Annotated in this window: 22 protein-coding genes; 9 read left to right on the top strand and 13 right to left on the bottom strand. The window is 70.1% G+C overall.

From position 1 onward, the window contains the following. Window positions 1-43: 43 nt before the first annotated feature. Together V8Z80_RS01180 and V8Z80_RS01175 are read right to left on the bottom strand one after the other, a co-directional pair. Complete coding sequence (locus tag V8Z80_RS01180) at window positions 44-862, bottom strand: NRDE family protein (protein WP_336060751.1); 819 nt, start codon at window positions 860-862, stop codon at window positions 44-46. 60 nt (window positions 863-922) lie between these two features. Further along, window positions 923-1,663, bottom strand: a complete 741-nt coding sequence (locus tag V8Z80_RS01175; protein ID WP_155192365.1) for a siderophore-interacting protein — start codon at window positions 1,661-1,663, stop codon at window positions 923-925. Between the two features lie 72 nt (window positions 1,664-1,735). Here V8Z80_RS01175 and arfB point away from each other — a divergent pair, with 72 nt between their 5' ends. Continuing rightward, a complete protein-coding gene (arfB, locus tag V8Z80_RS01170; RefSeq protein WP_155192362.1) occupies window positions 1,736-2,155 on the top strand; it encodes an alternative ribosome rescue aminoacyl-tRNA hydrolase ArfB in 420 nt (139 codons plus the stop codon). A gap of 228 nt (window positions 2,156-2,383) precedes the next feature. Here arfB and V8Z80_RS01165 read toward each other — a convergent pair whose 3' ends face one another. Further along, a complete protein-coding gene (locus V8Z80_RS01165) occupies window positions 2,384-3,247 on the bottom strand; it encodes an NAD-dependent epimerase/dehydratase family protein (protein ID WP_442951919.1) in 864 nt (287 codons plus the stop codon). A gap of 89 nt (window positions 3,248-3,336) precedes the next feature. Between V8Z80_RS01165 and V8Z80_RS01160 the strand changes: the two genes are divergently transcribed. Beyond that, window positions 3,337-4,263 carry a D-hexose-6-phosphate mutarotase gene (locus V8Z80_RS01160; protein WP_155192358.1) on the top strand — a complete coding sequence of 309 codons (927 nt, stop codon included), beginning with the start codon at window positions 3,337-3,339 and terminating at the stop codon, window positions 4,261-4,263. 31 nt (window positions 4,264-4,294) lie between these two features. After that, window positions 4,295-4,858: a DUF1415 domain-containing protein gene (locus tag V8Z80_RS01155; protein WP_336060750.1), complete on the top strand. Its 564-nt coding sequence runs from the start codon at window positions 4,295-4,297 to the stop codon at window positions 4,856-4,858. A 28-nt stretch (window positions 4,859-4,886) separates the two neighbouring features. Here V8Z80_RS01155 and V8Z80_RS01150 read toward each other — a convergent pair whose 3' ends face one another. Next, complete coding sequence (locus tag V8Z80_RS01150) at window positions 4,887-5,741, bottom strand: class I SAM-dependent methyltransferase (protein ID WP_155192355.1); 855 nt, start codon at window positions 5,739-5,741, stop codon at window positions 4,887-4,889. A gap of 186 nt (window positions 5,742-5,927) precedes the next feature. Here V8Z80_RS01150 and V8Z80_RS01145 point away from each other — a divergent pair, with 186 nt between their 5' ends. From V8Z80_RS01145 to V8Z80_RS01135, 3 genes are read left to right on the top strand one after another with little or no spacing between them, the layout of a single operon-like run. Next, on the top strand, window positions 5,928-6,473 hold the full coding sequence (locus V8Z80_RS01145; protein ID WP_336060749.1) for a (2Fe-2S)-binding protein: 546 nt from the start codon (window positions 5,928-5,930) through the stop codon (window positions 6,471-6,473). Between the two features lie 10 nt (window positions 6,474-6,483). Next, on the top strand, window positions 6,484-7,488 hold the full coding sequence (locus tag V8Z80_RS01140; RefSeq protein ID WP_336060748.1) for an FAD binding domain-containing protein: 1,005 nt from the start codon (window positions 6,484-6,486) through the stop codon (window positions 7,486-7,488). Between the two features lie 13 nt (window positions 7,489-7,501). After that, window positions 7,502-9,730 (top strand): xanthine dehydrogenase family protein molybdopterin-binding subunit, encoded by a 2,229-nt coding sequence (locus V8Z80_RS01135; protein WP_155192348.1) that lies wholly within the window; start codon window positions 7,502-7,504, stop codon window positions 9,728-9,730. A 34-nt stretch (window positions 9,731-9,764) separates the two neighbouring features. Here the strand turns inward: V8Z80_RS01135 and V8Z80_RS01130 are convergent, their stop codons facing one another. The 5 genes from V8Z80_RS01130 to V8Z80_RS01110 form a co-directional block, all read right to left on the bottom strand. Next, the gene (locus tag V8Z80_RS01130; protein WP_155192345.1) at window positions 9,765-10,493 is read right to left on the bottom strand and encodes an amino acid ABC transporter ATP-binding protein; all 729 of its coding nucleotides are present in this window, start codon (window positions 10,491-10,493) and stop codon (window positions 9,765-9,767) included. Next, the gene (locus V8Z80_RS01125; RefSeq protein ID WP_336060747.1) at window positions 10,474-11,130 is read right to left on the bottom strand and encodes an amino acid ABC transporter permease; all 657 of its coding nucleotides are present in this window, start codon (window positions 11,128-11,130) and stop codon (window positions 10,474-10,476) included. The genes V8Z80_RS01130 and V8Z80_RS01125 overlap by 20 nt, the downstream gene beginning before the upstream one ends. Then, window positions 11,127-11,795 (bottom strand): amino acid ABC transporter permease, encoded by a 669-nt coding sequence (locus tag V8Z80_RS01120; protein ID WP_336060746.1) that lies wholly within the window; start codon window positions 11,793-11,795, stop codon window positions 11,127-11,129. Before V8Z80_RS01120 ends, V8Z80_RS01125 begins: the two co-directional genes overlap by 4 nt. Before the next feature lie 13 nt (window positions 11,796-11,808). Then, entirely contained in the window at window positions 11,809-12,591 is a 783-nt protein-coding gene (locus V8Z80_RS01115; RefSeq protein WP_155192343.1) for a transporter substrate-binding domain-containing protein, read from the bottom strand. Window positions 12,592-12,830: 239 nt separating this feature from the next. Beyond that, the gene (locus tag V8Z80_RS01110) at window positions 12,831-13,526 is read right to left on the bottom strand and encodes a GntR family transcriptional regulator (RefSeq protein ID WP_155192341.1); all 696 of its coding nucleotides are present in this window, start codon (window positions 13,524-13,526) and stop codon (window positions 12,831-12,833) included. A gap of 143 nt (window positions 13,527-13,669) precedes the next feature. Between V8Z80_RS01110 and V8Z80_RS01105 the strand changes: the two genes are divergently transcribed. Further along, on the top strand, window positions 13,670-14,947 hold the full coding sequence (locus V8Z80_RS01105) for a M20/M25/M40 family metallo-hydrolase (protein ID WP_336060744.1): 1,278 nt from the start codon (window positions 13,670-13,672) through the stop codon (window positions 14,945-14,947). Here the strand turns inward: V8Z80_RS01105 and V8Z80_RS01100 are convergent. After that, window positions 14,944-16,218, bottom strand: coding sequence for an allantoate amidohydrolase (locus V8Z80_RS01100; protein ID WP_336060743.1), 1,275 nt, complete (start codon window positions 16,216-16,218; stop codon window positions 14,944-14,946). The genes V8Z80_RS01105 and V8Z80_RS01100 overlap by 4 nt on opposite strands. 244 nt (window positions 16,219-16,462) lie before the next feature. On the opposite strand from V8Z80_RS01100, the gene V8Z80_RS01095 reads away from it, so the two are divergent. After that, window positions 16,463-17,389 (top strand): ABC transporter ATP-binding protein, encoded by a 927-nt coding sequence (locus V8Z80_RS01095; protein WP_336060741.1) that lies wholly within the window; start codon window positions 16,463-16,465, stop codon window positions 17,387-17,389. Beyond that, a complete protein-coding gene (locus tag V8Z80_RS01090) occupies window positions 17,386-18,147 on the top strand; it encodes an ABC transporter permease (protein ID WP_155192335.1) in 762 nt (253 codons plus the stop codon). The genes V8Z80_RS01095 and V8Z80_RS01090 overlap by 4 nt, the downstream gene beginning before the upstream one ends. On the opposite strand, the gene egtD is transcribed toward V8Z80_RS01090, so the two are convergent. The 3 genes from egtD to V8Z80_RS01075 form a co-directional block, all read right to left on the bottom strand. Continuing rightward, window positions 18,137-19,129 (bottom strand): L-histidine N(alpha)-methyltransferase, encoded by a 993-nt coding sequence (gene egtD, locus V8Z80_RS01085; protein WP_336060739.1) that lies wholly within the window; start codon window positions 19,127-19,129, stop codon window positions 18,137-18,139. The two genes, V8Z80_RS01090 and egtD, sit on opposite strands and share 11 nt — an antisense overlap. Before the next feature lie 42 nt (window positions 19,130-19,171). After that, window positions 19,172-20,431, bottom strand: coding sequence for an ergothioneine biosynthesis protein EgtB (egtB, locus tag V8Z80_RS01080; protein WP_336060738.1), 1,260 nt, complete (start codon window positions 20,429-20,431; stop codon window positions 19,172-19,174). A gap of 287 nt (window positions 20,432-20,718) precedes the next feature. After that, the gene (locus V8Z80_RS01075) at window positions 20,719-21,891 is read right to left on the bottom strand and encodes a porin (RefSeq protein ID WP_336060837.1); all 1,173 of its coding nucleotides are present in this window, start codon (window positions 21,889-21,891) and stop codon (window positions 20,719-20,721) included. Between the last annotated feature and the right edge of the window lie 75 nt (window positions 21,892-21,966).

Here is a 21,966-nt window from a genome sequence, read left to right as displayed (position 1 = left end):
CAGAGTCCACGACAGCCACCATGCTAAGGGCGGGCGTGGCCGGCTAGGGTAAGCAAACCGAACCGTCTGTAGCGCTTATGCGGTGCGCCGGGCCCTTGCGCAAGCGCCAGCCCGCCTCGTGCACCGCCGCGCCCTGCGGGTCGTACTGCCGTTCATACAGGCTGATCGCGCCGTCCGGCCCGGCCAGCACGACGGTGGTGCAGCGTGTGCCGTAGTCCGGGCTGGCGATGAAGGGGCTGGCCAGCATGCGTTCGCGCGCCAGGCCCACGCCGGTGTCGGGCAGTTCCCCGTCGGGCGCGCCGCGCCGGTCGGCGAACACTTCCATCAGGGCCTGCACCGCGGGCGCGTGCGGTTCGCGCAGCAGCGCGGCCACGGCCTGGCGGGTGCGCCGCACCTTGGGCCAGGGCGTGTCCAGCAGATGATTGGACAGGCCATGCACGCCGTCGGCCAGCCGGCGCGGGCCGCCCTGCGGATCGCGGTTGCCGGCGTACCAGGCGCCTTGCGGGTCGCCCACGATGAGATTGAAGCCGTTGTAGCGCTGCTGGCGCGCCGCCAGTTCGCGCAGGTATGGCTCGGGCCCGAGCGCGCCTTGCAGATAATCCTGCACCAGCGCGCCGCGCGAGGGCGCATCGGGCATGAGCCGCCGCGGGTCGCGGTAGTTGGTCACCAGGGCATAGCGCCCGCCGCGCGCGATGCCCAGCCAGGTGCCGCCGGCCGACAGGTCGCGGCCGGCGACGATGTCCGGATGCCCGGGCCAGGGGCCGGCCGGCAGGCTGGGGCGCGCGTGGTATTCGTCGCGGTTGGCCACCAGCAGCAGCGGCAGGCGGGGATGGGCGTTCAGGGCAAGGACGGCTAGGCACATGGCGGGCAGGCGGCAGGGCCCGCCAGGCGGATCGCCAACGGGCTGCAAGACGGGCAGGCATCAATGGTGGTCATGGTAATCCTGCGCGCCCTGTTTCCAGTAGCCGGTGGCGTGCATTTGCACGACGTCCCAGCCGGGCCGGCTTTCGCCCTGGCGCGGAAAAAGCGCGCGCAGGCCGCGCACGGCCGAGGATTCGGCCGCGATGAAGACCTGGACGGGGCCGTCCGGCAGCGCCGCCGCGTGCAGGGCCTGCTCCAGCGCGTGCCCGGTCGACGCCGGCGTGCCGTCCTGGACGTGGACCCACCGCAGCTGGAGCTGCGCGGCGGTCTCGATGGGCTGCTCCTCGGCGGCGTCGCGCACCGCGATCAAGGCCAGCGCGCGATCGCCCGCCGGCAGCGATTCGAGCATGCTGGCGATGGCCGGCAGCGCGGTGGCATCGCCGATCATCAGCTGCCAGGCCGCGCCGGGCGCGCGGGCGAAACCGGCGCGCGGCCCGGCCAGTTCGATGTCTTCGCCGGCCTGGGCGTGTTGCGCCCAGCGCGCCGCCGGGCCGTCGCCGTGCAGCAGGAAATCCAGGTCCATTTCGCGGGCCGCGGCGTCGTAGCGGCGGATGGTATAGGTACGCGCCACGGTCTGGCCCTCGTGCGGCACGAAAAGCTTGACCGCGTGGGCCGGATAGCGCCAGGCCATGTCGGGCAGGCGCGAGGTGTCCATCGTCAGCCGGACCATCAGCGGCGTGATCATGCGGCGCGATTTCACGCGCACCGGGCCGCGGGACAGGACAGGGCGTTCGGGCTTCATGCTTGAGAATGCTTATCAGTATTGAAAACGCCCCACTATAGCGCAAGCGCCGGCACGGCGTAGACTTGGCGCATGATCGCGATTACCCCCCAATTGTTGCTCGATCCGCGCGACCTGCACTACACCATGATCCGCGCCCAGGGGGCGGGCGGGCAGAACGTCAACAAGGTTTCCAGCGCCGTGCACCTGCGCTACGACCTGGCCGGCGCGCGCCTGCCCGAGGCCTACAAGGCGGCGGTGCTGGCGCTGGGCGACCGGCGCGTCACGCAGGACGGCCAGGTGGTGATCAAGGCCCAAAGCTACCGCAGCCAGGAAAAGAACCGCGCCCAGGCGCTGGAGCGCCTGCTGGCGCTGCTGCGCAAGGCCGCCGAGCCGCAAAAGCCCCGCCACGCCACGCGCCCCACGCGGGCCTCGCAGCGCCGCCGGGTGCAGCGCAAGCTGGCGCATGGCCAGCTCAAGCGCGGGCGCGCCGCCCGGGTGCACGAGGAGTGAAAGCGGGGCGAACGCCCGGCCGGCGGGGCCGCGCGGCGTCGGCTGGCGCGCGCCGGCGCGTTGCCCATTGCATCGATTTGAATGCTTTGGACAAGCCAGCCGCGGCCCGCACCGGGCATGATGGGTCTACGGCAACACGTAAAAGGAGACGCTCATGCGCGGCATCTTGCTTTGGCTTATCGGCATTCCCCTGCCCATCATCCTGCTGCTCTGGCTGTTCGGGGTGTTCTAGGCCGCATCGGGGCGGGCCAGCAGGGCGGCATAGCCGGCCCGGCTGTCCGGCCAGCGCAGCACATAGCCGCTGGCCCGCAGGCGCGCGTTGGACAGGCGCTTGCTGCCCACGCCCGCCGGGGCCGGTCCGTCCGGCGGCTCGGGCCCGCCCACCAGGGCCGCCAGAGCGCCATACAGCTCGTGCAGCGGCAGCGGCGTATCGTCGCAGCCGATATAGCACGGCTGCGGGCAGGGATGCAGCAGCAGGTGCGCCAGGGCGCCGGCGGCGTCCTGGACGTGGATGCGATTGGCCCAGTGCGGCCGATGGCGCGGGGCGGCCGCCTGGCCCCGGCGCAGCCGTTCGAGCAGCCAGCCGCGCCCCGGCCCGTACAGCCCGGCCAGGCGCAGCACGACATGGCTGCCCGGCTGCCGGGCCAGCCATTGCTCGGCCTGCAGCAGGACGTGGCCGTTGGCGCCGGCCGGGGCCGGCGCGGTGGCCTCGTCCACCCAGTCGCCGTGGTGCTCCCCGTAGACGGCGGTGGACGAGACCAGGACGGTGCGCCGCAGCGCCGAGGCGTCCAGGGCCCGCAGCAGGTTGCGCAGGCCGTGCAGGAAGATCTCGGTGTAGGCCGCAACGCTGCGCGCTTGCGGCGTGGGCAGGTAGGCCAGCCGCGTGATGCCCTCGGGCAGCGCCCCCAGCGTGGCCGGATCGCGCAGGTCGGCGGCGATCCAGCGCATGCCGGCCGGGGCCGCGCCGGGCTCGGGCACGCGCCGGCGCAGGCCCCACAGCTGCGCGCCCCGGGCGGCCAGCAGGCCGGCCGCGCGCAAGCCCACGTCGCCGCAGCCGGCGATCAGTATGCGTTCGTGCGCCAGCCTGTCCACGGTGCTTGCTCCTGTCGCTGCGATAGATTCCTGTGCAACCATAACGCATGATCGAACAGGGCGGCGCCCACCAAGCCGAAGATCCGAAGATGAAACCCTTACTTCCCGAACGCACCGCGCGCGGCCCCCTGGCATGCTGGCTATTGCGCAGCGGCGGCTATCAGGCCTGGGTGGCCGAGCAGGGCGCGCAGGTGCTCGAATACGGCCGTGCCGGCGGCCCGCCGGTCCTGTGGCTCAGCCCCCAGGCGCAATACCTGCCCGGCGTCTCGGTGCGCGGCGGGGTGCCGGTGTGCTGGCCCTGGTTCAACGACCTGGCGCGCACCAATCCCGAAGCAGTGCGCCAGTCCTGGCCGCGCCAGGCCGGCGAGGGCGCCGCGCCCGCGCACGGCTTTGCGCGCGGCCTGCCCTGGCACGTGCTGGGCAGCGGCGCCGATCCGCAGGCGTGCTGGCTGCATCTGCGGCTGCCGCGCACGCAGGGGCCGGACTGGCCCCAGGCCGTCGAGCCCGAAGTCCGGATCCGGCTCTCGGCCGACGGGCGCCTGCGCATCGCCTTGCGCAATCACAATGCCGGCGCGCACAGCGTCACGATCGGCCAGGCGCTGCACACCTACTTCGCGGTGGGCGACGTGCGCCGCGCCAGCGTGTCGGGCCTGGACGGCAAGACCTATCTCGACACCGTGGGCGCCTGGCAGCAGCGCGTGCAGCACGGGCCGGTGCGGTTCGAGGGCGAAGTGGACCGCATCTACCAGGACGTACCCGCCGAGCTGGCCATCGACGACCCGGTGCTTGGGCGGCGCGTGCACCTGCGCGCCGAGGGCTCGCGCTCGGCCATCGTCTGGAATCCGCACGTCGAGAAGGCCCGGCGGCTGTCGCAGTTTCCCGATGAGGCCTGGACCGGCATGCTGTGCGTGGAAACCGCCAACGTGATGCAGGACGCCCTGGCGCTGGCGCCGGGCCAGGCCCATGAACTGGCCGTCTCGCTATGGGAGACGCCAGCCGGGCATCTTCGGGACTAGAATCGCGGCTGGCTTCCTTATTTCGACCGCCATGAGCGCAGACCAAGATTCCCTCGTCCTGGACCGGACCCGGCAATGGCTGGAGCGGGCCGTCATCGGCCTGAACCTCTGTCCGTTCGCCAAGAGCGTCCATGCCAAGCAGCAGATCCGCTACGTGGTCAGCGCCGCGCGCACCGGGCAGCAGGTGCTGGCCGACCTGCATGCGCTGCTCGAGTCGGTGGCGCAGGCCGATCCCGAGGCGGTCGATACGGCGCTGCTGATCCTGCCGCACGCGCTGGCGGACTTCATGGACTACAACGATTTCCTGGACGTGGCCGACGAGCTGCTCGAGCGCATGGAGCTGGACGGCATCCTGCAGATCGCCAGTTTCCACCCGCAGTACCAGTTCGCCGGCAGCCAGCCCGACGATATCGAGAACTACACCAACCGTTCGCCCTATCCCATCCTGCACGTGCTGCGCGAGGCCAGCCTGGACCGCGCCATCGAGGCCTATCCCGATGCTTCGCAGGTCTATCTGCGCAACCAGGAAACCCTGCGCAAGCTCGGCCACGAGGGCTGGCGGCGGCTGATGCGCGACGAGCCCGCGCAATCCTGAGACTGCCCGGCAGGGCGGCGCGATCGGCTCAGGCCGGATCCGGCCCGCCGTGCTCGGCCACGAAATACCGCTCGGCCATCTCCGGCACGCCCAGCATTGCCAGCAGGTCCTGCAGGCGCCGCGCGGCCTGTGCGCGCGGCCGGCCCGGCTTGCGGCTGGCGATGATCAGCTCGTTCTTCATGCTGTGCTCCCAGCCGACCAGTTCGGTCACCGTGACCTGGTAGCCGTGCGCTTCGAGCTGCAGGGTGCGCAGCACGTTGGTGGCCTGGCTGCCGAACTCGCGGGTATGCAGGGGATGGCGCCACAGCTCGGCCAGCGCCGAGGCGCCCAGGGACATGGCCTTCTTGCGCCGCAGCACGCCCGCGAGCTCGGCCTGGCAGCAGGGCACCACCACGATGTGTTCGGCCTGCTTGTGCAGGCCGAAGCGGATGGCGTCGTCGGTGGCGGTATCGCAGGCGTGCAGGGCGGTCACCATGTCCACCCGGGCGGGCAGGGCGGGGCTGCCGATGGATTCGGCCACCGACAGGTTCAGGAAACGCATGCCGTCAAACCCAAGGCGCCGGGCCAGTTCGCGCGCCCCGGCCACCAGGGGCTCGCGCGTCTCGATGCCGTAGATCGTCGAGCCGCCGTCCAGGGACTTGAAGAACAGGTCGTAGAGGATGAAGCCCAGGTACGACTTGCCCGCCCCGTGGTCGACCACGCTGAGCGCGCCGCGCCGCGCATGCAGCTCGGCCAGCAAGGGCTCGATGAACTGGTAAAGATGGTTGACCTGCTTGAGCTTGCGCCGGCTGTCCTGGTTCATCTTGCCCTCGCGCGTGAGGATGTGCAGGGCCTTGAGCAGTTCGATGGATTGGCCGGGACGGATTTCGGTGGTGGCGGGCATGGCGCGGCAGGAGCAGGACGCGGGAAAGGGGCACAAGTGTACCCAAGCGCGGGGCGTCCCCGTTTGCGCCTGCCCGTGCGCCGGGGTGCGTGCGGCTTACAAACGGACGCGTTCGCACGCGCTTGGAACAGGCCGCCGGGCCGCGCCGTCCCCTACCATGGAACAGTCCATGCCAGGAGGCCGGCCATGCCCGATTTCGCCAACCATCCCCTGCCGCGCGAGCTCGTGCAGAGCGAATCGCGCCACAGCCACGCCGCCGGCGCACCGCCGGCCCTGGTGCCGGTGACGCTGACGGTCAACGGCAAGGAAATGAAACTGTCGCTGGATGTGCGCACCACGCTGCTCGATGCCTTGCGCGAGCACCTGCGCCTGACCGGCACCAAGAAGGGCTGCGACCACGGCCAGTGCGGCGCCTGTACGGTGCACGTGAACGGGCGGCGCGTGAACGCCTGCCTGAGCCTGGCCGCCGCCCACGAAGGCGACCGGATCACCACCATCGAAGGCCTGGGCTGCCCGGCTCGCCTGCATCCCATGCAGCAGGCCTTCGTCGAACACGACGGCTACCAGTGCGGCTACTGCACCGCGGGCCAGATCATGTCCGGGGTGGCCCTGCTCGGCGAGCCTTGCGGCCCGGCCGACGCCGACGTGCGCGAGGCCATGAGCGGCAACATCTGCCGCTGCGGCGCCTACCGCAACATCGTGGCCGCAATCCAGGACGTACGCCGGCGCTAGGGAGGCGGGCATGCAACCGTTCGAACTGACCCGCGCGCAGGACCTGCAGCAGGCCCTGCAGGCGGCCGCCCGCGCCAGCCAGGCCGGCCAGGGCGCGTCGGTGCGTTTCCTGGCCGGCGGCACCACGCTGCTGGACCTGATGAAGCTGGAGGTGGAAACCCCGCAGGCGGTGGTGGACATCAGCCGCCTGCCGCTGGACGCCTTGCGGGACACGGCCGCGGGGGGCCTGGAGATCGGCGCGACCGTGCGCAATGCCGACCTGGCGCAGCACGAACGCGTGCGGCGCGACTATCCGGTGCTCTCGCAAGCCCTGCTTTCGGGCGCCTCGGGGCAGCTGCGCAACATGGCCACCACGGGCGGCAACCTGCTGCAGCGCACGCGCTGCGTGTATTTCCGCGACACGGCCATGCCCTGCAACAAGCGCGAGCCGGGCAGCGGCTGCGGCGCCATCGACGGCTATCACCGCAACCTGGCCGTGCTGGGCACCAGCGCGCATTGCGTGGCCTCGCATCCCTCGGACATGGCCGTGGCGCTGGCCGCGCTCGATGCGCAGGTGCTGCTGCAAAGCGCATCGGGCCGGCGCCAGCTGCCGGTGCAGGATTTCTATCTGCTGCCGGGCGATACGCCGCACAAGGAAAACGCCATGCGCGCTGGCGAGCTGATCACCGGCGTGGTGCTGCCGCCGCCCGTGCCCGGCGCGCGCTCGGCCTATGTCAAGCTGCGCGACCGGGCGTCGTTCGAATTCGCGCTGGCCTCGGCCGCCGTGGTGGCGGCCGTGGAGCGGGGCGTCATCGGGCACCTGCGCATCGTGCTGGGCGGGGTGGGCACGCGCCCCTGGCGCGCGCACCAGGCCGAGGCCGCGCTGCAAGGCCGCCGGCCCACGCGCGCGCTGTACGGCCAGGCCGCCCAGGCGGCGCTGGAGCAGGCCCGTCCCCTGCCGGGCAACGCCTTCAAGATCGAGCTGGCGCGCCGCTGCGTGGCCCATGCGCTGCAAAGCGTGGTCCCCGCCGACTGAGGAGAGAGCAACGATGCAATCCGCAGTTCCGCATGCCCCGGCCCAGCCCGCCATCGGCGGCGCCCATGCGCGCGTGGACGGCCCGCTCAAGGTCAGCGGCCTGGCGCCCTATACGGCGGACCGTCATTTCGAGGGCATGGTCTATGCCATGCCGGTGCGCGCCACCATCGCGCGCGGCCGCATCCTGCGCATCGACAGCGGCCAGGCCGCCGCCATGCCCGGGGTGCGCAAGATCTACACGCGCGAGAACATCGGCCCGCTTTACCGGGTCGCGCCCGGCAGCGGCGTATCCATCGACGAGAAGCGCCCGCCCCTGAGCGATGACCGGGTGCATTACTACGGCCAGTACGTGGCCCTGGTCGTGGCCCGGACCCTGGAGCAGGCGCAGGCGGCCGCCGAGGCGGTGCGCGTCAGCTATGCGGACGAGCCGCCGGACGTGTCCATGGCCCTGCACGCCGAACAGGGCCGCAAGACCGAAAGCGAGCGCGGCGATCCGGATGCCGCGTTCCAGCTGGCGCAGGTGCGGATCGACCATACCTACACCACGCCCGTCGAAACCCACAACCCCATCGAGCTGCATGCCACGGTGGCGGTGTACGACGGCGAGCAGTACACCTTGTACGAGACGTCCCAGGCGGTGGTGAACCACAGGGCCGTCATCGTGCAGATGCTCGGTGTCGAGCCCCGGCGGGTGCGCGTGATCACCGAGTACCTGGGTTCGGGCTTCGGCGGCAAGCTTTGGCCCTGGACCCACGCCGTGCTGGCGGCCGCGGCCGCGCGCGACCTGAAATGCCCGGTGCGGCTGGAGATCACCCGCAAGATGATGTTCGAGACCGTCGGGCACCGCAGCAACACCAGCCAGCGCATCCGCCTGTCGGCCTCGCTGGAAGGGCGCCTGACCTCGATCCGGCATGACTACCTCTACCATGCCTCGCGGCTGGACCACATGAAGGAGAACTGCGGCGAGGCCACGCCGTATCTGTACAGCACGCCGAACCTGCGCGTGACTTCGGGCTTCTCGCGACGCGACATCGCGCCCAATACATCGATGCGCGGGCCCGGCGCGGTGCCGGGCATGTTCGCGCTGGAGTCGGCGATGGACGAGCTGGCCGTCAAGCTGCGCATCGACCCGGTCGAGCTGCGCCTGCGCAACGAGCCCCGCATCGACGAGAGCCGGGGCGTGCCGTTCTCGACCCGCCACCTGGCCCAATGCCTGCGGGAAGGCGCCCGGCGCTTCGGCTGGGCGCGGCGCGACCCGCGCGTGGGCGCGATGCGCCGCGACGGCCAGGTCCTGGGCTGGGGCATGGCCTGCGCCTCGTGGCTGGCCAAGCGCCTGCCCGCGCAGGCCGAGCTGTGGCTGCAGCGCGACGGGACGGTACGCATCGCCAGCGCCACGCAGGACCTGGGCACCGGCACCTATACCGTGATGGCGCAGATGGCCGCCCACGCCACCGGCCTGCCGCTGGCGCGCATGCGGGTGGAGCTGGGCGACACCGCCTTGCCCGAGGGACCCGTCTCGGGCGGGTCCATGGCCACCGGCTCCATGGTGCCGGCCGTGCTGGGCGCGGCCCGCTCGGCGATCGGGCAGCTGCTGGCCTGCGCGGCGCAAAGCCCGGCCTCGCCCTACCAGGGACAAAAGCCCGATGCGCTGGTCTACGAGCAGGGCAAGGTGCGCGCCCGCGGCGAGCCGGCGGGCGAGGGCGTGCCCTTCGAGGCCATCATCCAGGGCGCCGGGCTCAGCCACCTGGCCGGGCAGGGACGCGCCGGCCCGAGCGATGCCGATGACGGAGCGGACCAGCGCTCCATGCATTCGTACGGCGCGCATTTCGTCGAGGTGGGCTGGCGGCCCGAGCTGGCACAGCTGCGGGTGAACCGGATCGTGACCGTGATCGACGCCGGCAGGATCATCAATCCCCGGACCGGCCGCAACCAGATCGAAGGCGCGCTGGTCATGGGCCTGGGCATGGCGCTGCTGGAAGAGACCGAGTACGACGCGCGCCACGGCGCGCCCATCAACAGCAACCTGGCCGATTACCTGGTGGCCACCCATGCGGACACGCCGGAGATGGACGTGGTCTTCCTGGACCACCCGGACACCGCGCTGAACGAGCTGGGCGCGCGCGGCATCGGCGAGATCGGCCTGGCGGGCGTGGCGGCGGCGGTGACCGCGGCGGTGCACCATGCAACCGGGGTGAGGGTGCGGGACCTGCCGGTGCGGATCGAAGACCTGCTGGGCGGCTAGCGCCGGGCCCGCCCCGGGGGCCGCGGCGCATGCGCTATGGCGCGATACCCAGGAACTGCCGCAGCTCGGCCGTCCTGGGCCGGCTGAAGACTTCTTGCGGCGGACCGGCTTCGTGGATGCGTCCTTCGTGCATGAACACCACCCGGTCGCAGACCTCGCGCGCGAAACGCATTTCGTGCGTGACCATCAGCAGCGTCATGCCGTCGGCCGCCAGCGCGCGCACCACGCCCAGCACCTCGTTGACCAGTTCGGGATCCAGCGCCGAGGTCACTTCGTCGCACAGCAGCGCCATCGGCTGCATGGCCAGCGCCCGGGCGATCGCCACGCGCTGCTGCTGGCCGCCGGACAGTTCGGCGGGCCAGGCGTCGAAGCGGTGCGCCAGCCCGACCCGATCGAGCATGGCGCGGGCCAGCGCCTGGGCTTCGGCCTGGCCGAGCTTTCTGGTGACGATGGGCGAGAGCATGACGTTGCGCCCGACGGTCAGGTGCGGAAAAAGATTGAACTGCTGGAAGATCATGCCGACCTTCAGGCGCAGGTTGCGCAACTGCAGCTCGGTCTCGCCCAGCTTGGCATCGGCCACCATGATCGAGCCGCCGTCGATGGATTCCAGCCCGTTGATGCAGCGCAGCAGGGTGCTTTTGCCCGAGCCGCTCTTGCCGATGATGGCCACCACCTCGCCGGGCTCGACGCGCAGGGTGATGCCCTTGAGGACTTCGTTCGGGCCGTAGCGCTTGCGTACGTCTTCAAGTGCGATGAGGGGCATGCAATCTCCTTTCCAGCCGCAGCGACAGCCGCGAGAGGGGCCAGCACAGCGCGAAGTAGAACAGCGCCGTATAGGCGTAGACGGTAAAGGGCTGGAAGGTCGCGTTGGTGATGATGGTGGCGGCCTTGGACAGTTCGGTAAAGCCGATGATCGAGGTCAAGGCCGTGCCCTTGACGATCTGCACGGCGAAACCCACGGTCGGCGCCACGGCGATGCGCAGGGCCTGCGGCAGGATGACGTAGCGCAGCTGCTGCGTATAGCCCATCGCCAGGCTGGCCGAGGCTTCCCACTGGCCCTTGGCGATGGCCTGCACGCAGCCGCGCCAGATCTCGGCCAGGAAGGCCGCCGACCACAGCACCAGCGCCGTGCCCGCCGCCAGCCAGGCCGGCACCTGCATGCCCAGCAGCGCCATGCCGAAAAAGGCCAGGAACAGCTGCATCAGCAGCGGCGTGCCCTGGAATATCTCGATGTACAGGATGGCCACGCGCCGCAGCGCGGGCACGCGCGCGCTGCGCAGCCACAGCAGGACGGCGCCCAGCACCGCGCCGCCGGCGAAGGCCGCCAGCGACAGCACGACGGTCCAGCGCGCGGCCAGCATCAGGTTGCGGGCGATGTCCCAGTGCGAAAACTCGATCACAGGCCAGGCCCCCGGAACAGTTGGCGGCCCAGCAGGGCCAGGCACTGGCGCACCAGCAGCGCCAGCGCCAGGTAGATGGCGGTGACCACGAAGTAGGCCTCGAAGGCGCGGAAATTGCGCGACTGGATGAAGTTGGCGGCAAAGCTCAGTTCCTCGACCGCGATCTGCGAGCACACGGCCGAGCCCAGCATCACGATCACCACCTGCGAGGACAGGGCCGGCCAGATGCGCGCCATGGCCGGGGCCAGCACGACGTGGCGAAAGACCTGCAGGCGCGACATCGCCAGGCTGGCGCCGGCCTCGTACTGGCCGCGCGGGGTGGCCTGGATGCCGGCGCGGATGATTTCGGCGCTGTAGGCGCCCAGGTTGGCGATCATGGCCAGGCAGGCGGCCTGCAGCTCGCCCAGCTGCACGCCCGCGGCCGGCAGGCCGAAGAAGATGAAGAACAGCTGGATCAGGAAAGGGGTGTTGCGGATCAGTTCGACATAGGCCGCCACCGGCGCGCGCAGCCAGGGCGCGGCGAAGCTGCGGATCCAGGCGCACAGCAGGCCCAGGGCGAGGCCGCCGGTCCCGCCCACCGCGATCAGCAGCAGCGTCAGGCCCACGCCCTTGGCCAGCACGGGCCAATAGTCCAGGATGGCGTCGAAGGCGAATACGTAGCCCACGTGCGCGCGCCCCTCAAAGACCGGCGGGCAGCCCTTCGCCCAGCCATTTGAGCGCGATGGCGTTGAGCGAGCCGTCCTGCTTGGCCTGCGCGAGGATCTCGTTGACCTTGGCCTGCAGGGCGGTCTCGCCCTTGTTCAGCCCGATATAGCAGGGCGAGTTCTTGATCAGGAACTTGGTCTCGGGCTTCTTGGGCGGGTTCCTGGCCAGGATGGCGGCCGCCACCACGTTGCCCGTGGCCACCACCTGCACCTGGCCCGACAGGAAGGCCGTGATGGTGCCGTTGTTGTCCTCGTAGCGGCGGATGGTGGCCGTGGACGGGGCGATCTTGGACAGCTCGATGTCCTCGACCGAGCCGCGCGTCACGCCCACGGTCATGCCGGCCAGGTCCTCGGCGCGCTCGACCTTCAGGTCCGCCGGCCCGAATACGCCGTTGAAGAAGGGCGCGTAGGCGTCGGAAAAGTCGATGGCCTTTTCCCGCTCCGGGTTCTTGCCCAGGCTGGAGATCACCAGGTCGGCCTTGCGGGTCTGCAGGAAGGGAATGCGGTTGGCGCTGGTCACCGGCACCAGTTCCAGCTTCACGCCCATGCGCTGGGCGATCAGCGCGGCGGTATCGATGTCGTAGCCTTGCGGCTTGAGGCTGGCGTCGACCGAGCCGAAAGGCGGGAAGTCCTGGGGCACGGCCACCTTGAGCGTGCCTGCCTTCATGATGTCCTGCAGGGCGTCGGCCCGGGCGAGGGGGCTGGCCAGCATCGCCACGGCGGCGAGGGCGGACAAAAGCAGGGTTCTGCGTCGCATTGGGTTTCTCCTGGACTGCGCGGTTAGTCGTGCACACCAATCCGGTATACAAAACATAACGAAGCAATCGGCATGCCAGTCATGCGGGCGACGCTGTGCCGGCCTGCTTGCACGGCAGGGCAGCCAGTGCAGGCAGAGCTCGTGCACCCCAGGACCCGTCCATCATGGTGCGCACGCACCGTGCCGGCGCATCCGCGCACCGAGCAGGCGCGCCCGCGCCAGAGCGCCTCGGGGGCGGGCTACGTCAACAAGGCCATCACCAGGTCGGCGTCGCCGGCCTTGCCTTCGTCCGAGAAATCCAGGGCATCCTCGACGTGGTGCAGGTGCTCCAGCATCAAGGCCACCGCGCCGTCGGCATCGCCCGCCTTGGCGGCCTTCAGGAAGGCATGATGTTCGTCCGAGGAGCACACCGCGTCCAGCGTGGACTGGTACAGCGCCGTGATGACGGCGCTGCGCGCGGACAGGTCGCGCAGCATTTCGGTCAGCACCGAGTTGCCCACCACCTCGGCCAGCAGGATATGGAAGTCGGCCAGCAGGCCGTTGCGCAGGCGCGCGTCCGGTCCGGTCACGGCGCGCCGTTCCTGGCGCAGGTGCTGCTCGAGCCGGCGGTAGTCGGCCGGCTTGGCGCGCGCCACGAATTCGCGCGCCAGCGCGGCCTCCAGGATGCGCCGCACCGAGAACACCTCGCGCGCCTCGGCCGCGCTGGGCTTGCTCACGAAGGCGCCTTTCTCGGGCACGGTGCGGATCAGCTTGTCCTTGGAAAGCATCAGCAGCGCGGCGCGCACCTTGGTGCGGCTTACGCCGTAGGCCCGCGCCAGCGCTTCCTCGCGCAGGCGCGTGCCGGGCGGCAGGCGGTGGCCGACGATGGCCGAGGAAATATTCAGCGCGATCTGCTCGGCGCTGATGTCCGAATTCGGAGTGGGGCGGGCGCTCATGATGGACGTAGTCTAACCAAAAATGCGGCACCGCTATTGCATACAAAAATTACATCCACTACAGTGCGCTAGATTCCCCCGCCCGGGTCCTCCTTCCACCGTCGTTTTTCCGCCGTTGCGCGGCGGCTTCCGCGCCTTTATCCATGTCTTTCGATATCCAGGCCGTCATCGACGGCTACCTGGCCGGCCAGCAGGCCCAGCAAACCGCGTTCCTGGCCGAACTCGTGCGTGTTCCCTCGGACAACCCTCCCGGCGATTGCGCCGCGCATGCCCGGCGCGCCCAGGCGTTGCTCGAGCAGCTGGGCCTGGCGGTGCAGGCCTATCCGGTGCCGCCCGCGCTGGTGCTGGCCGCGGGCATGCGCTCGGCCACCAACCTGGTGGTGCGCCTGCAGTTCGGGCAGGGCGGGCCCACCATCGCGCTGAACGCGCACGGCGACGTGGTGCCGCCGGGCCAGGGCTGGCGCCATGACCCCTATGGCGCGCAGGTCCAGGACGATCCGGTCCACGGACCGGTCATGTACGGGCGCGGGGTGGCGGTGTCCAAGTCCGATTTCGCCACCTATACCTGGGCCGCGCTGGCCTTGCGCCAGGCCCATGCGCAGGGCGCCGCGCTGCGCGGCGCCATCGAGCTGCACTTTACCTACGACGAGGAAACCGGCGGCCAGATCGGCCCGGCCTGGCTGCTGGAGCAGGGCCTGAGCAAGCCCGATTACGCACTGTCGGCGGGCTTCTCCTATGGCATCACCTCGGCGCACAACGGCTGCCTGCACCTGCAGGTGACGGTCAACGGCCGGCAGGCGCACGCGGCCATGCCCCATACGGGCGTCGATGCGCTGGAGGCCGCCACGCACATCCTGCGCGCGCTCTACGATTTCCGCGCGCGCCTGGCCGCCAGGCGCTCGGCCACTCCAGGCATCGATACGCCGGGCCTGACGGTGGGGCTGATCCAGGGCGGCATCAATACCAACGTGGTGCCCGACCAGGTGGTCTTCCGGCTCGACCGGCGCATGATTCCCGAAGAGGCGGACCACGATGCCGAAGGCGAGCTGCGCAGCCTGATCGAGGCGGCCGCGGCCCAACGCCCGGGCATCACCGTGGCTTGCGAGCGCGTGCTGCTGGCGCGGCCGCTGGCCGAGCTGCCGGGCGCGCGCCCGCTCATCGAGGCGCTGCGCGCGCGGGCGGCCGCCGTGTTCGGCCGGCAGATCCCGGTGCATGGCGTGCCGCTTTATACCGATGCCCGGCATTATGCGCAGGCCGGCATTCCCACCGTGCTCTATGGCGCCGGGCCGGCCAGCCTGCTGGAGGCGCGCGGCCACAATTCGGACGAGAACCTGCGGCTGAACGACTTGTACCGCGCCACGCGGGTGGTGGCGCTGGCCCTGGCGGACCTGCTGGGCGCGCAGGACGGCCAGGACGCTTAGCAGGCCGGGGCGCCCGGCCCGCCGTCCACCTCGTGTAGGAAAGCCCAGGCCGTGGCCAGCGCCGCGGCCACGTCGGCCTGGCTGACGGTTTCCTGGGGATGATGGCTGATCCCGCCCGCCCCGCAGCGCACGAACAGCATGCTGATGGGCGCGACGCGCGCCATCATCATGGCGTCGTGCCCCGCCCCCGAGACCAGGGTGTGCACCGGCAGGCCCTGGGCCGCGATGGCGCCGGCCCAGGCCGCCTGTCCGGCCGGATCGCAGGCGGCTGCGGGCGCGCGCAGCAGCTCCTCGGCCCGGCATTGCACGCCACGCCGCGCGCACACCTGCGCGACATGGGCCTCGATGTCGGCCAGGGCCGCGTCGCGCAGCTTGTCATCGGCGGCGCGCACGTCCAGGCTGAGCGTGCACAGGCCGGGGATGACGTTGACCGAGCCGCCGGGCACTTCCAGCTGGCCCACCGTGCCCACCAGGCCCTGCTGCGCGCCGCAGCGCGATTCGACGTACAGGGCGATCTCGGCGGCCGCGCAGGCCGCGTCGCGGCGCAGCCGCATGGGCGTGGTGCCCGCGTGCCCGGCCTGGCCCGCCAGGCGCAGGCGCCGGCGCACGCTGCCGGCGATCGCGCCGACCACGCCCACCGGCGCGTCCAGATCCAGCAATACCGGGCCTTGTTCGATGTGGATCTCGAAATAGTGGGCAATGCCGCCGGGCGGCGCCGCCGCCTGGGCGATGGCCTGCGGGTCGCGGCCGGCCTGGACGATGGCCTGCGCCAGCGTCGTGCCCTGGGCGTCGCGGCGATCGAGCAGGGCCGTGTCGAAGCAGCCGGCGTAGGCCGAGGAGCCCAGGAAGGTGCTGCCAAAGCGCACGCCTTCCTCCTCGGCGAAGGCGACCACTTCCAGGTCGTGCCGCAGCCGCAGGCCCGCCTCGCTCAAGGCCTGTACAAGCGCGATGCCGGCCAGGATGCCCAGGCGGCCGTCGTACTTGCCGCCGTTGCGCACGGTGTCGTAGTGGCTGCCGGTGACCAGGCAGGGCGCCTGCCGGCCGGCCGCGGCGCGGCCCCGGTAACGGCCCGCCACGTTGCCCAGCGCGTCGATGCGCACGCTGTCGAAGCCGGCCTGGCCCATCCAGTGCGCCAGCTGCCGGGCCACGGCCAGGTGGGCCGGGCCCAGGTAGGTGCAGGTCAGCTCTCCCGGCACGTCGGTGTGGCGGGCCAGCTCGTCCGAGCGGTCCAGCAACTGGCGGGCGGCGGCAAGGGCGGCGGAAGGCGTCATGGCATCGGGCGGGCAGGAAAGACGGACGGCGCAAACGGCGGGCGGACACAGGCACCCGGGCGGGGCGCAAGCAGCATTAAACGATAATGCACAATTTTTGTATACCGGAATAATTATCCCTGGCAGCGCGCAGGGTTGCTGCGCGAATTTCATAACGGAATGCCTATAATTCCCGCCAGGCTTATATCCGGGATCCGCAGGCGCATGTCGGCGCGCCTGGCCCCGGGCGTTCCAAGGAGGCTGCGTGCAGCCGGTCATCTCAGTCAAGAACCTTTCCAAAACCTACGCCTCCGGGCATGCGGCGCTCAAGCGCATCGACCTGGACATCCACCGCGGCGAGATCTTCGCGCTGCTGGGCCCGAACGGTGCCGGCAAGACCACGCTGATCAGCATCATCTGCGGCATCGTCAACGCCAGCGAAGGCACGGTGCATGCCGATGGCCACGATATCGTCAAGGACTACCGCGCTGCGCGCTCGCGCATCGGCCTGGTGCCGCAGGAGCTGACCACCGATGCCTTCGAAAGCGTGTGGAACACGGTCAGCTTCAGCCGCGGGCTGTTCGGCAAGCCGGCCAATCCCGCCCATATCGAGAAGGTCCTGCGCGACCTGTCGCTCTGGGACAAGAAGGACGCGCGCATCATGTCGCTGTCCGGCGGCATGAAACGCCGGGTGATGATCGCCAAGGCGCTGTCGCACGAACCGCAGATCCTGTTCCTGGACGAGCCCACGGCGGGCGTGGACGTCGAGCTGCGCCGCGGCATGTGGGACATGGTGCGGCGGCTGCGCGAAGAGGGCGTGACCATCATCCTGACCACGCACTACATCGAGGAAGCCGAGGAAATGGCCGACCGCATCGGGGTGATCCGCCAGGGCGAGATCATCCTGGTCGAGAGCAAGGCGGCCTTGATGGCCAAGCTGGGCAAGCGGCAGCTCGCGCTGGAGCTGCGCGAGCCCTTGCAGGCCGTACCCGATGCGCTGGCCGGCTTCGCGCTGGAGCTGACCGGGGACGGGCACGCGCTGGTCTACACCTACGACGGCGCGGGCGAGCGCAGCGAAATCCCCGAGCTGCTGCGGCGCATGCAGGAGCTGGGCATCGAGTTCAAGGACCTGCGCACCTCGCAAAGCTCGCTGGAAGAAATCTTTGTCGATCTATTGAAGAAGCCCTCATGAACCTGCACGGCATCCGCGCCATCTACCTGTTCGAGCTTGCGCGCACCTGGCGCACGCTGATGCAGAGCATCGCCTCGCCGGTGATCTCCACCTCGCTGTATTTCGTGGTGTTCGGCTCGGCCATCGGCTCGCGCATGATCGAGATCGACGGCATCAGCTACGGCGCCTTCATCGTGCCGGGCCTGATCATGCTCTCGCTGCTGACCGAAAGCATCTCCAATGCCTCGTTCGGCATCTACATGCCCAAGTTCTCGGGCACCATCTACGAGATCCTGTCCGCGCCGATCTCCTACCTGGAGATCGTGATCGGCTACGTGGGCGCGGCCGCCACCAAGTCGGTCATCCTGGGCACCATCATGCTGTGCACGGCGCGGCTGTTCGTGCCCTTCAGCATCGAGCACCCGCTGTGGATGGCCTTGTTCCTGCTGTTGACGGCCGTCACCTTCAGCCTGTTCGGCTTCATCATCGGCGTGTGGGCGCAGGGCTTCGAGAAGCTGCAGATCGTGCCCATGCTCATCGTCACGCCCCTGACTTTCCTGGGCGGCAGCTTCTATTCCATCGACATGCTGCCGCCGTTCTGGCAGAAGCTCACGCTGCTCAACCCGGTGGTCTACCTGGTCAGCGGCTTTCGCTGGAGCTTTTACGGCGTCTCGGACGTCAGCGTGGGCATCAGCGTGGGCATGACCCTGGCCTTCATGCTGGCGTGCATCCTGGTGCTGCGCTGGATCTTCAAGACCGGCTACCGGCTCAAGTCCTAGCCTGGCCGGCGTCGGCCGGCGCCCGCAGCCAGTGCACGCTGAACAGCGCCTGCGGGTCGGTCCACGCCGGCCCCGGCTGCAGGCCCGCCTCGCGCGCCAGCTCGCGCAGCCCTTGCACCGTGAACTTGTACGAGTTCTCCGTATGCAGCGTGTCGCCGGGCTCGAACGCGAAGCGCCGGCCGGCCACGGTCACGCTCTGGCGGCGCAGGCTGACCAGGTGCATCTCGATGCGCCGCGCCTGCGGCTGGTACAGCGCGTAATGGGCAAAGCCCTGCAGGTCGAAGTCCGCGCCCAGCTCTTCGTTGGCGCGGCGCAGCAGGTTCAGGTTGAACTGGGCCGTCACGCCCCGGGCATCGTTGTAGGCCGCATGCAGCATGGCCGGATCCTTGAGCAGGTCCACCCCCAGCAGCAGGCCGCCGCCGCGCAGCAGGCGTGCGGACTGGGCCAGGAACGCCCGGGCCTGGCCGGGCGGGAAATTGCCCAGCGTCGAGCCGGGGAAAAAGCCCACGCGCCGGCAGCCCGGCAGCGGGGCGGGCAAGGCAAAGGGCTGGGTATAGTCGGCGATCACCGGCAGCACCTGCAGGCCGGGATATTGCCGGCGCAGGTCTTGCGCCGAGCGCTGCAGATGCTCGCCGGCGATGTCGATGGGCACGTAGCGCACCTGCGCGCCGCGCCGCGCCAGGGCATCCAGCAGGATGCGCACCTTGGTCAGCGAGCCCGCGCCGAATTCCACCAGGTCCACCGGCGAGCCCAGCAGCTCGGCGATGACCCCGGCCTGAGCGTGCAGGATGGCCAGTTCGGTGCGGGTGGGATAGTACTCGGGCAGCTCGCAGATGCGGTCGAACAGCGCCGAGCCCCGGCTGTCGTAGAAATACTTGGGCGCGATGCTGCGCGGGCTGCTGGACAGGGCCTGCACCAGGTCGGTTTCGAAATCGCTGGCTGCGGCGGCGGGGCCGCGTGCAAGGGCTTGGACGGGCGTCATGGTCGATGGCTCCTGGCGGCAAGGCCAAACGCGCCGGCTGGTTCAGGCGTCGCGCGCCAGGCGCAGGCCGCTGAACTGCCAGCGGGCGGCAGGTGGAAAGAAATTGCGGTAGCTCGGCCGGAAATGTCCCGGGGGCGTGGCCAGGCTGCTGCCGCGCAGCACCATCTGGCCCACCATGAACTTGCCGTTGTATTCGGCGGCGATGCCCGGCAGCGGCCTGAAGCCCGGATACGGGTCGTAGGACGATCGCGTCCATTGCCATACCTGGCCGCTCATGCCGGCCAGGCCCGGCGCGCCGAAAGCCGCCTCCCATTCGAACTCCGTGGGCAGGCGCGCGCCGGCCCATTCGGCATAGGCGGCCGCCTCGTAGAAGCTCAGGTGGCAGACGGGCTGTTCCGGGCGCAGCGGCTGCACCCCGTCCAGGCCGTAGACATGCCAGCCCGGCCCGGGCGAGCGGCCCTGCAGCCGGGGATCGTCGTGCCGCAGCCAGTAAAGCGGACAGCGCCAGCCTTCGCGCTGCACCATCGCCCAGCCGTCCGAGAGCCATAGCTCGGGCCGCTCGTAGCCGCCGTCGGCGATGAAGGCGGCGTATTCGGCGTTGCTGACCAGCCGGTGGGCCAGCTTATGCGGATGCAGCAGCACCGTGTGGCGCGGGGTTTCGTTATCGAAGACGAAGCCTTCGGCAGCCGTCTCGCCGCCCACTTGCGCCAGCCCGCCCGGATGCTCGACCCAGCGGATCGGGTCGGGCTCGCCGGCGCGCCGCACCGCCGGCTCGTCCTCGGGCCGGTAGGCGGGCAGCAGGGGATTGCATGACAAGGCATGCAGGATGTCGGTCAGCATCAGCTCCTGGTGCTGCTGCTCGTGCTGCAGGCCCAGCATCAGCGCGCCGGCCAGCTGGGCCCACAGGCCCGGGCCGGCGTCCTGCAGCAAGGATTGCATCGCCGCATCCACGTGCTGGCGGTAGGCAAGGACCTCCTGCAGCGCAGGCCGCGTCAGCAGGCCGCGCAGCGGCCTGGGATGGCGCGGCCCCAGCGCCTCGTAGTACGAGTTGAACAGGTAGTGAAAGTGCGGATCGAACACGGCGTAGCCGGGCAGATGGGGCTGCAGGATGACGGTCTCGAAGAACCAGGTGGTATGCGCCAGGTGCCATTTGGTGGGGCTGGCGTCCGGCATCGACTGCACGCACTGGTCTTCGGGGGAAAGCGGGGCGGCCAGGGCCAGGCTGTATGCGCGCACGGCCAGGTAGCGTTGCTGGCCTTGCCAGGCTGGCCCAGCCTGCCGGGAACGGGGAAGGGAGGACATGCAAGCTCTTCTTCGGGCTTGGCGCCGGGGGCGGCGGGATAAGCCTAGAGGCTACGCGAATGGCGGCGCGCCATGTGTCACGAAAGGAAAATTCGGCTTGCTGCTTACCGAGAGGGCCGTTCTTGCCCTGGGGCGGCCCGGCGGCAAAAAACAGAAAAGCCGCTTCCTGGCAAGCGGCTTTTCCGAGGGCGGATCTTGCGATGCCGCCCGGTTCTGCGGTCTGCCAGCCGTGGGGTTCCGTCTGGCAGACCGGACGGCCCGGGCAAGCGCCCGGGCCGGGCACTGGCTTAGAAGCGGTGACGCACGCCCACGCCCACGGCGGTGCTCTTGACGTCGTCCAGGAACGCCCAGTTCTTCGCATACGAACCGTAGGCGTAGAGGTTGGTGCGCTTGGACAGGTCGTAGGTGTAGCCCAGGCTGTAGATGTTCATCGTGGCGTCGTCGCCGGTCAGGTTGTCGTTGCTGGGATCGGCGCGCTGCCACGAACCGAACAGGCTGCCGGGGCCCACGGGGGCCGACAGGCCGACCAGGTAGGACTTGACCTTGGACTTGTTCACGTCCTTGCCGTTGGCCAGGCCGAAGTAGTTGCCGGCCGAACCGCCGCCGGGCAGGGTGAAGGACTGGCCGCTTTGCAGGCCGGGCGAACCGAACCAGCCGTCTTCGGTCTGGCCATAGGCCAGCGCCAGCTTGACCACTTCGAAGTCGTACGAACCGCCGACCATCCAGCCGAAGGTGCGGGTCGGGCCCTTGCCGCCGGTGGCGTTGTTGGGCGGGTTCAGGTAGTCGGCCGTGGCCGCCAGGTTCAGCGGGCCGTTGGCATAGCGCACGCCGCCGGTGATGGCGCGGGTCTTGTTGCCGGTGGCCCAGGTGTTCGAATCGTCGCCCAGATCGCCCGCCAGGCTGTCCTCGCCGATGTCGAAGGAGTAGCCGATACCGGCCTGGAAGCCGCCGAAGCTGGGGGTGATGTACTGGATCAGGTTGTCATAGCGCAGCGTGTTGGCTTGCGAGAAGACCGAACCGATGTTCGACTGGCCGAACGACGCGGCGAACGGGTCGATGCTGGAGAAGAACTGCGAAGTGACGTTGGTCTGGCGACCGGCGGTCAGCTGACCCCAGGAGTCGCCGGCCAGGCCGATGGTGGCCTGGCGGCCGAACAGGCGGCCGCCTTGGGCCGAGCGGCCGGTGCGGGGGTTGAAGCCGCTTTCCAGCTGGAAGATGGCGCGGTTGCCGTTGCCCAGGTCTTCCGAGCCGCGCAGGCCCCAGCGCGAACCGCTGTTGACGCCGTCGATCAGGCCGGTGCGGCTGTTGTTCACGCCTTGGCCCTTGATCTTCTGATAACCGATGCCCACATCGACGATACCGTACAGGGTCACCGAGGTTTCCGCTTGCGCCACACCGGCGGTGGCGACCAGGCCCGCGGTGGCAGCCAGTAGGGCGGCGGGCAATTTGCGCATCTTCATCATTTCGTCTTCCTTATTGAGGCTTGCGTGATCTCTTCATGCCTGGACGGGGCTCGCGTGCTGGGCCGCGGGCGT

The organism is Orrella sp. JC864 (assembly GCF_037026685.1).
Lineage (GTDB): Bacteria > Pseudomonadota > Gammaproteobacteria > Burkholderiales > Burkholderiaceae_B > Orrella.
Note: the sequence above shows the minus strand (reverse complement) of the source record. Positions and strands in the feature narration are given on the sequence as shown.

What these genes read in the sequence shown, in the direction of transcription:
- V8Z80_RS01075 (WP_336060837.1), bottom strand. Translation starts at nt 21,891, where the DNA reads ATGAAGATGCGCAAATTGCCCGCCGCCCTACTGGCTGCCACCGCGGGC.
- V8Z80_RS01140 (WP_336060748.1), top strand. Translation starts at nt 6,484, where the DNA reads ATGCAACCGTTCGAACTGACCCGCGCGCAGGACCTGCAGCAGGCCCTG.
- V8Z80_RS01175 (WP_155192365.1), bottom strand. Translation starts at nt 1,663, where the DNA reads ATGAAGCCCGAACGCCCTGTCCTGTCCCGCGGCCCGGTGCGCGTGAAA.
- V8Z80_RS01135 (WP_155192348.1), top strand. Translation starts at nt 7,502, where the DNA reads ATGCAATCCGCAGTTCCGCATGCCCCGGCCCAGCCCGCCATCGGCGGC.
- V8Z80_RS01100 (WP_336060743.1), bottom strand. Translation starts at nt 16,218, where the DNA reads ATGACGCCTTCCGCCGCCCTTGCCGCCGCCCGCCAGTTGCTGGACCGC.
- egtD (WP_336060739.1), bottom strand. Translation starts at nt 19,129, where the DNA reads ATGACGCCCGTCCAAGCCCTTGCACGCGGCCCCGCCGCCGCAGCCAGC.
- egtB (WP_336060738.1), bottom strand. Translation starts at nt 20,431, where the DNA reads ATGTCCTCCCTTCCCCGTTCCCGGCAGGCTGGGCCAGCCTGGCAAGGC.
- V8Z80_RS01180 (WP_336060751.1), bottom strand. Translation starts at nt 862, where the DNA reads ATGTGCCTAGCCGTCCTTGCCCTGAACGCCCATCCCCGCCTGCCGCTG.
- V8Z80_RS01105 (WP_336060744.1), top strand. Translation starts at nt 13,670, where the DNA reads ATGTCTTTCGATATCCAGGCCGTCATCGACGGCTACCTGGCCGGCCAG.
- V8Z80_RS01155 (WP_336060750.1), top strand. Translation starts at nt 4,295, where the DNA reads ATGAGCGCAGACCAAGATTCCCTCGTCCTGGACCGGACCCGGCAATGG.
- V8Z80_RS01115 (WP_155192343.1), bottom strand. Translation starts at nt 12,591, where the DNA reads ATGCGACGCAGAACCCTGCTTTTGTCCGCCCTCGCCGCCGTGGCGATG.
- V8Z80_RS01110 (WP_155192341.1), bottom strand. Translation starts at nt 13,526, where the DNA reads ATGAGCGCCCGCCCCACTCCGAATTCGGACATCAGCGCCGAGCAGATC.
- V8Z80_RS01150 (WP_155192355.1), bottom strand. Translation starts at nt 5,741, where the DNA reads ATGCCCGCCACCACCGAAATCCGTCCCGGCCAATCCATCGAACTGCTC.
- arfB (WP_155192362.1), top strand. Translation starts at nt 1,736, where the DNA reads ATGATCGCGATTACCCCCCAATTGTTGCTCGATCCGCGCGACCTGCAC.
- V8Z80_RS01130 (WP_155192345.1), bottom strand. Translation starts at nt 10,493, where the DNA reads ATGCCCCTCATCGCACTTGAAGACGTACGCAAGCGCTACGGCCCGAAC.
- V8Z80_RS01160 (WP_155192358.1), top strand. Translation starts at nt 3,337, where the DNA reads ATGAAACCCTTACTTCCCGAACGCACCGCGCGCGGCCCCCTGGCATGC.
- V8Z80_RS01145 (WP_336060749.1), top strand. Translation starts at nt 5,928, where the DNA reads ATGCCCGATTTCGCCAACCATCCCCTGCCGCGCGAGCTCGTGCAGAGC.
- V8Z80_RS01090 (WP_155192335.1), top strand. Translation starts at nt 17,386, where the DNA reads ATGAACCTGCACGGCATCCGCGCCATCTACCTGTTCGAGCTTGCGCGC.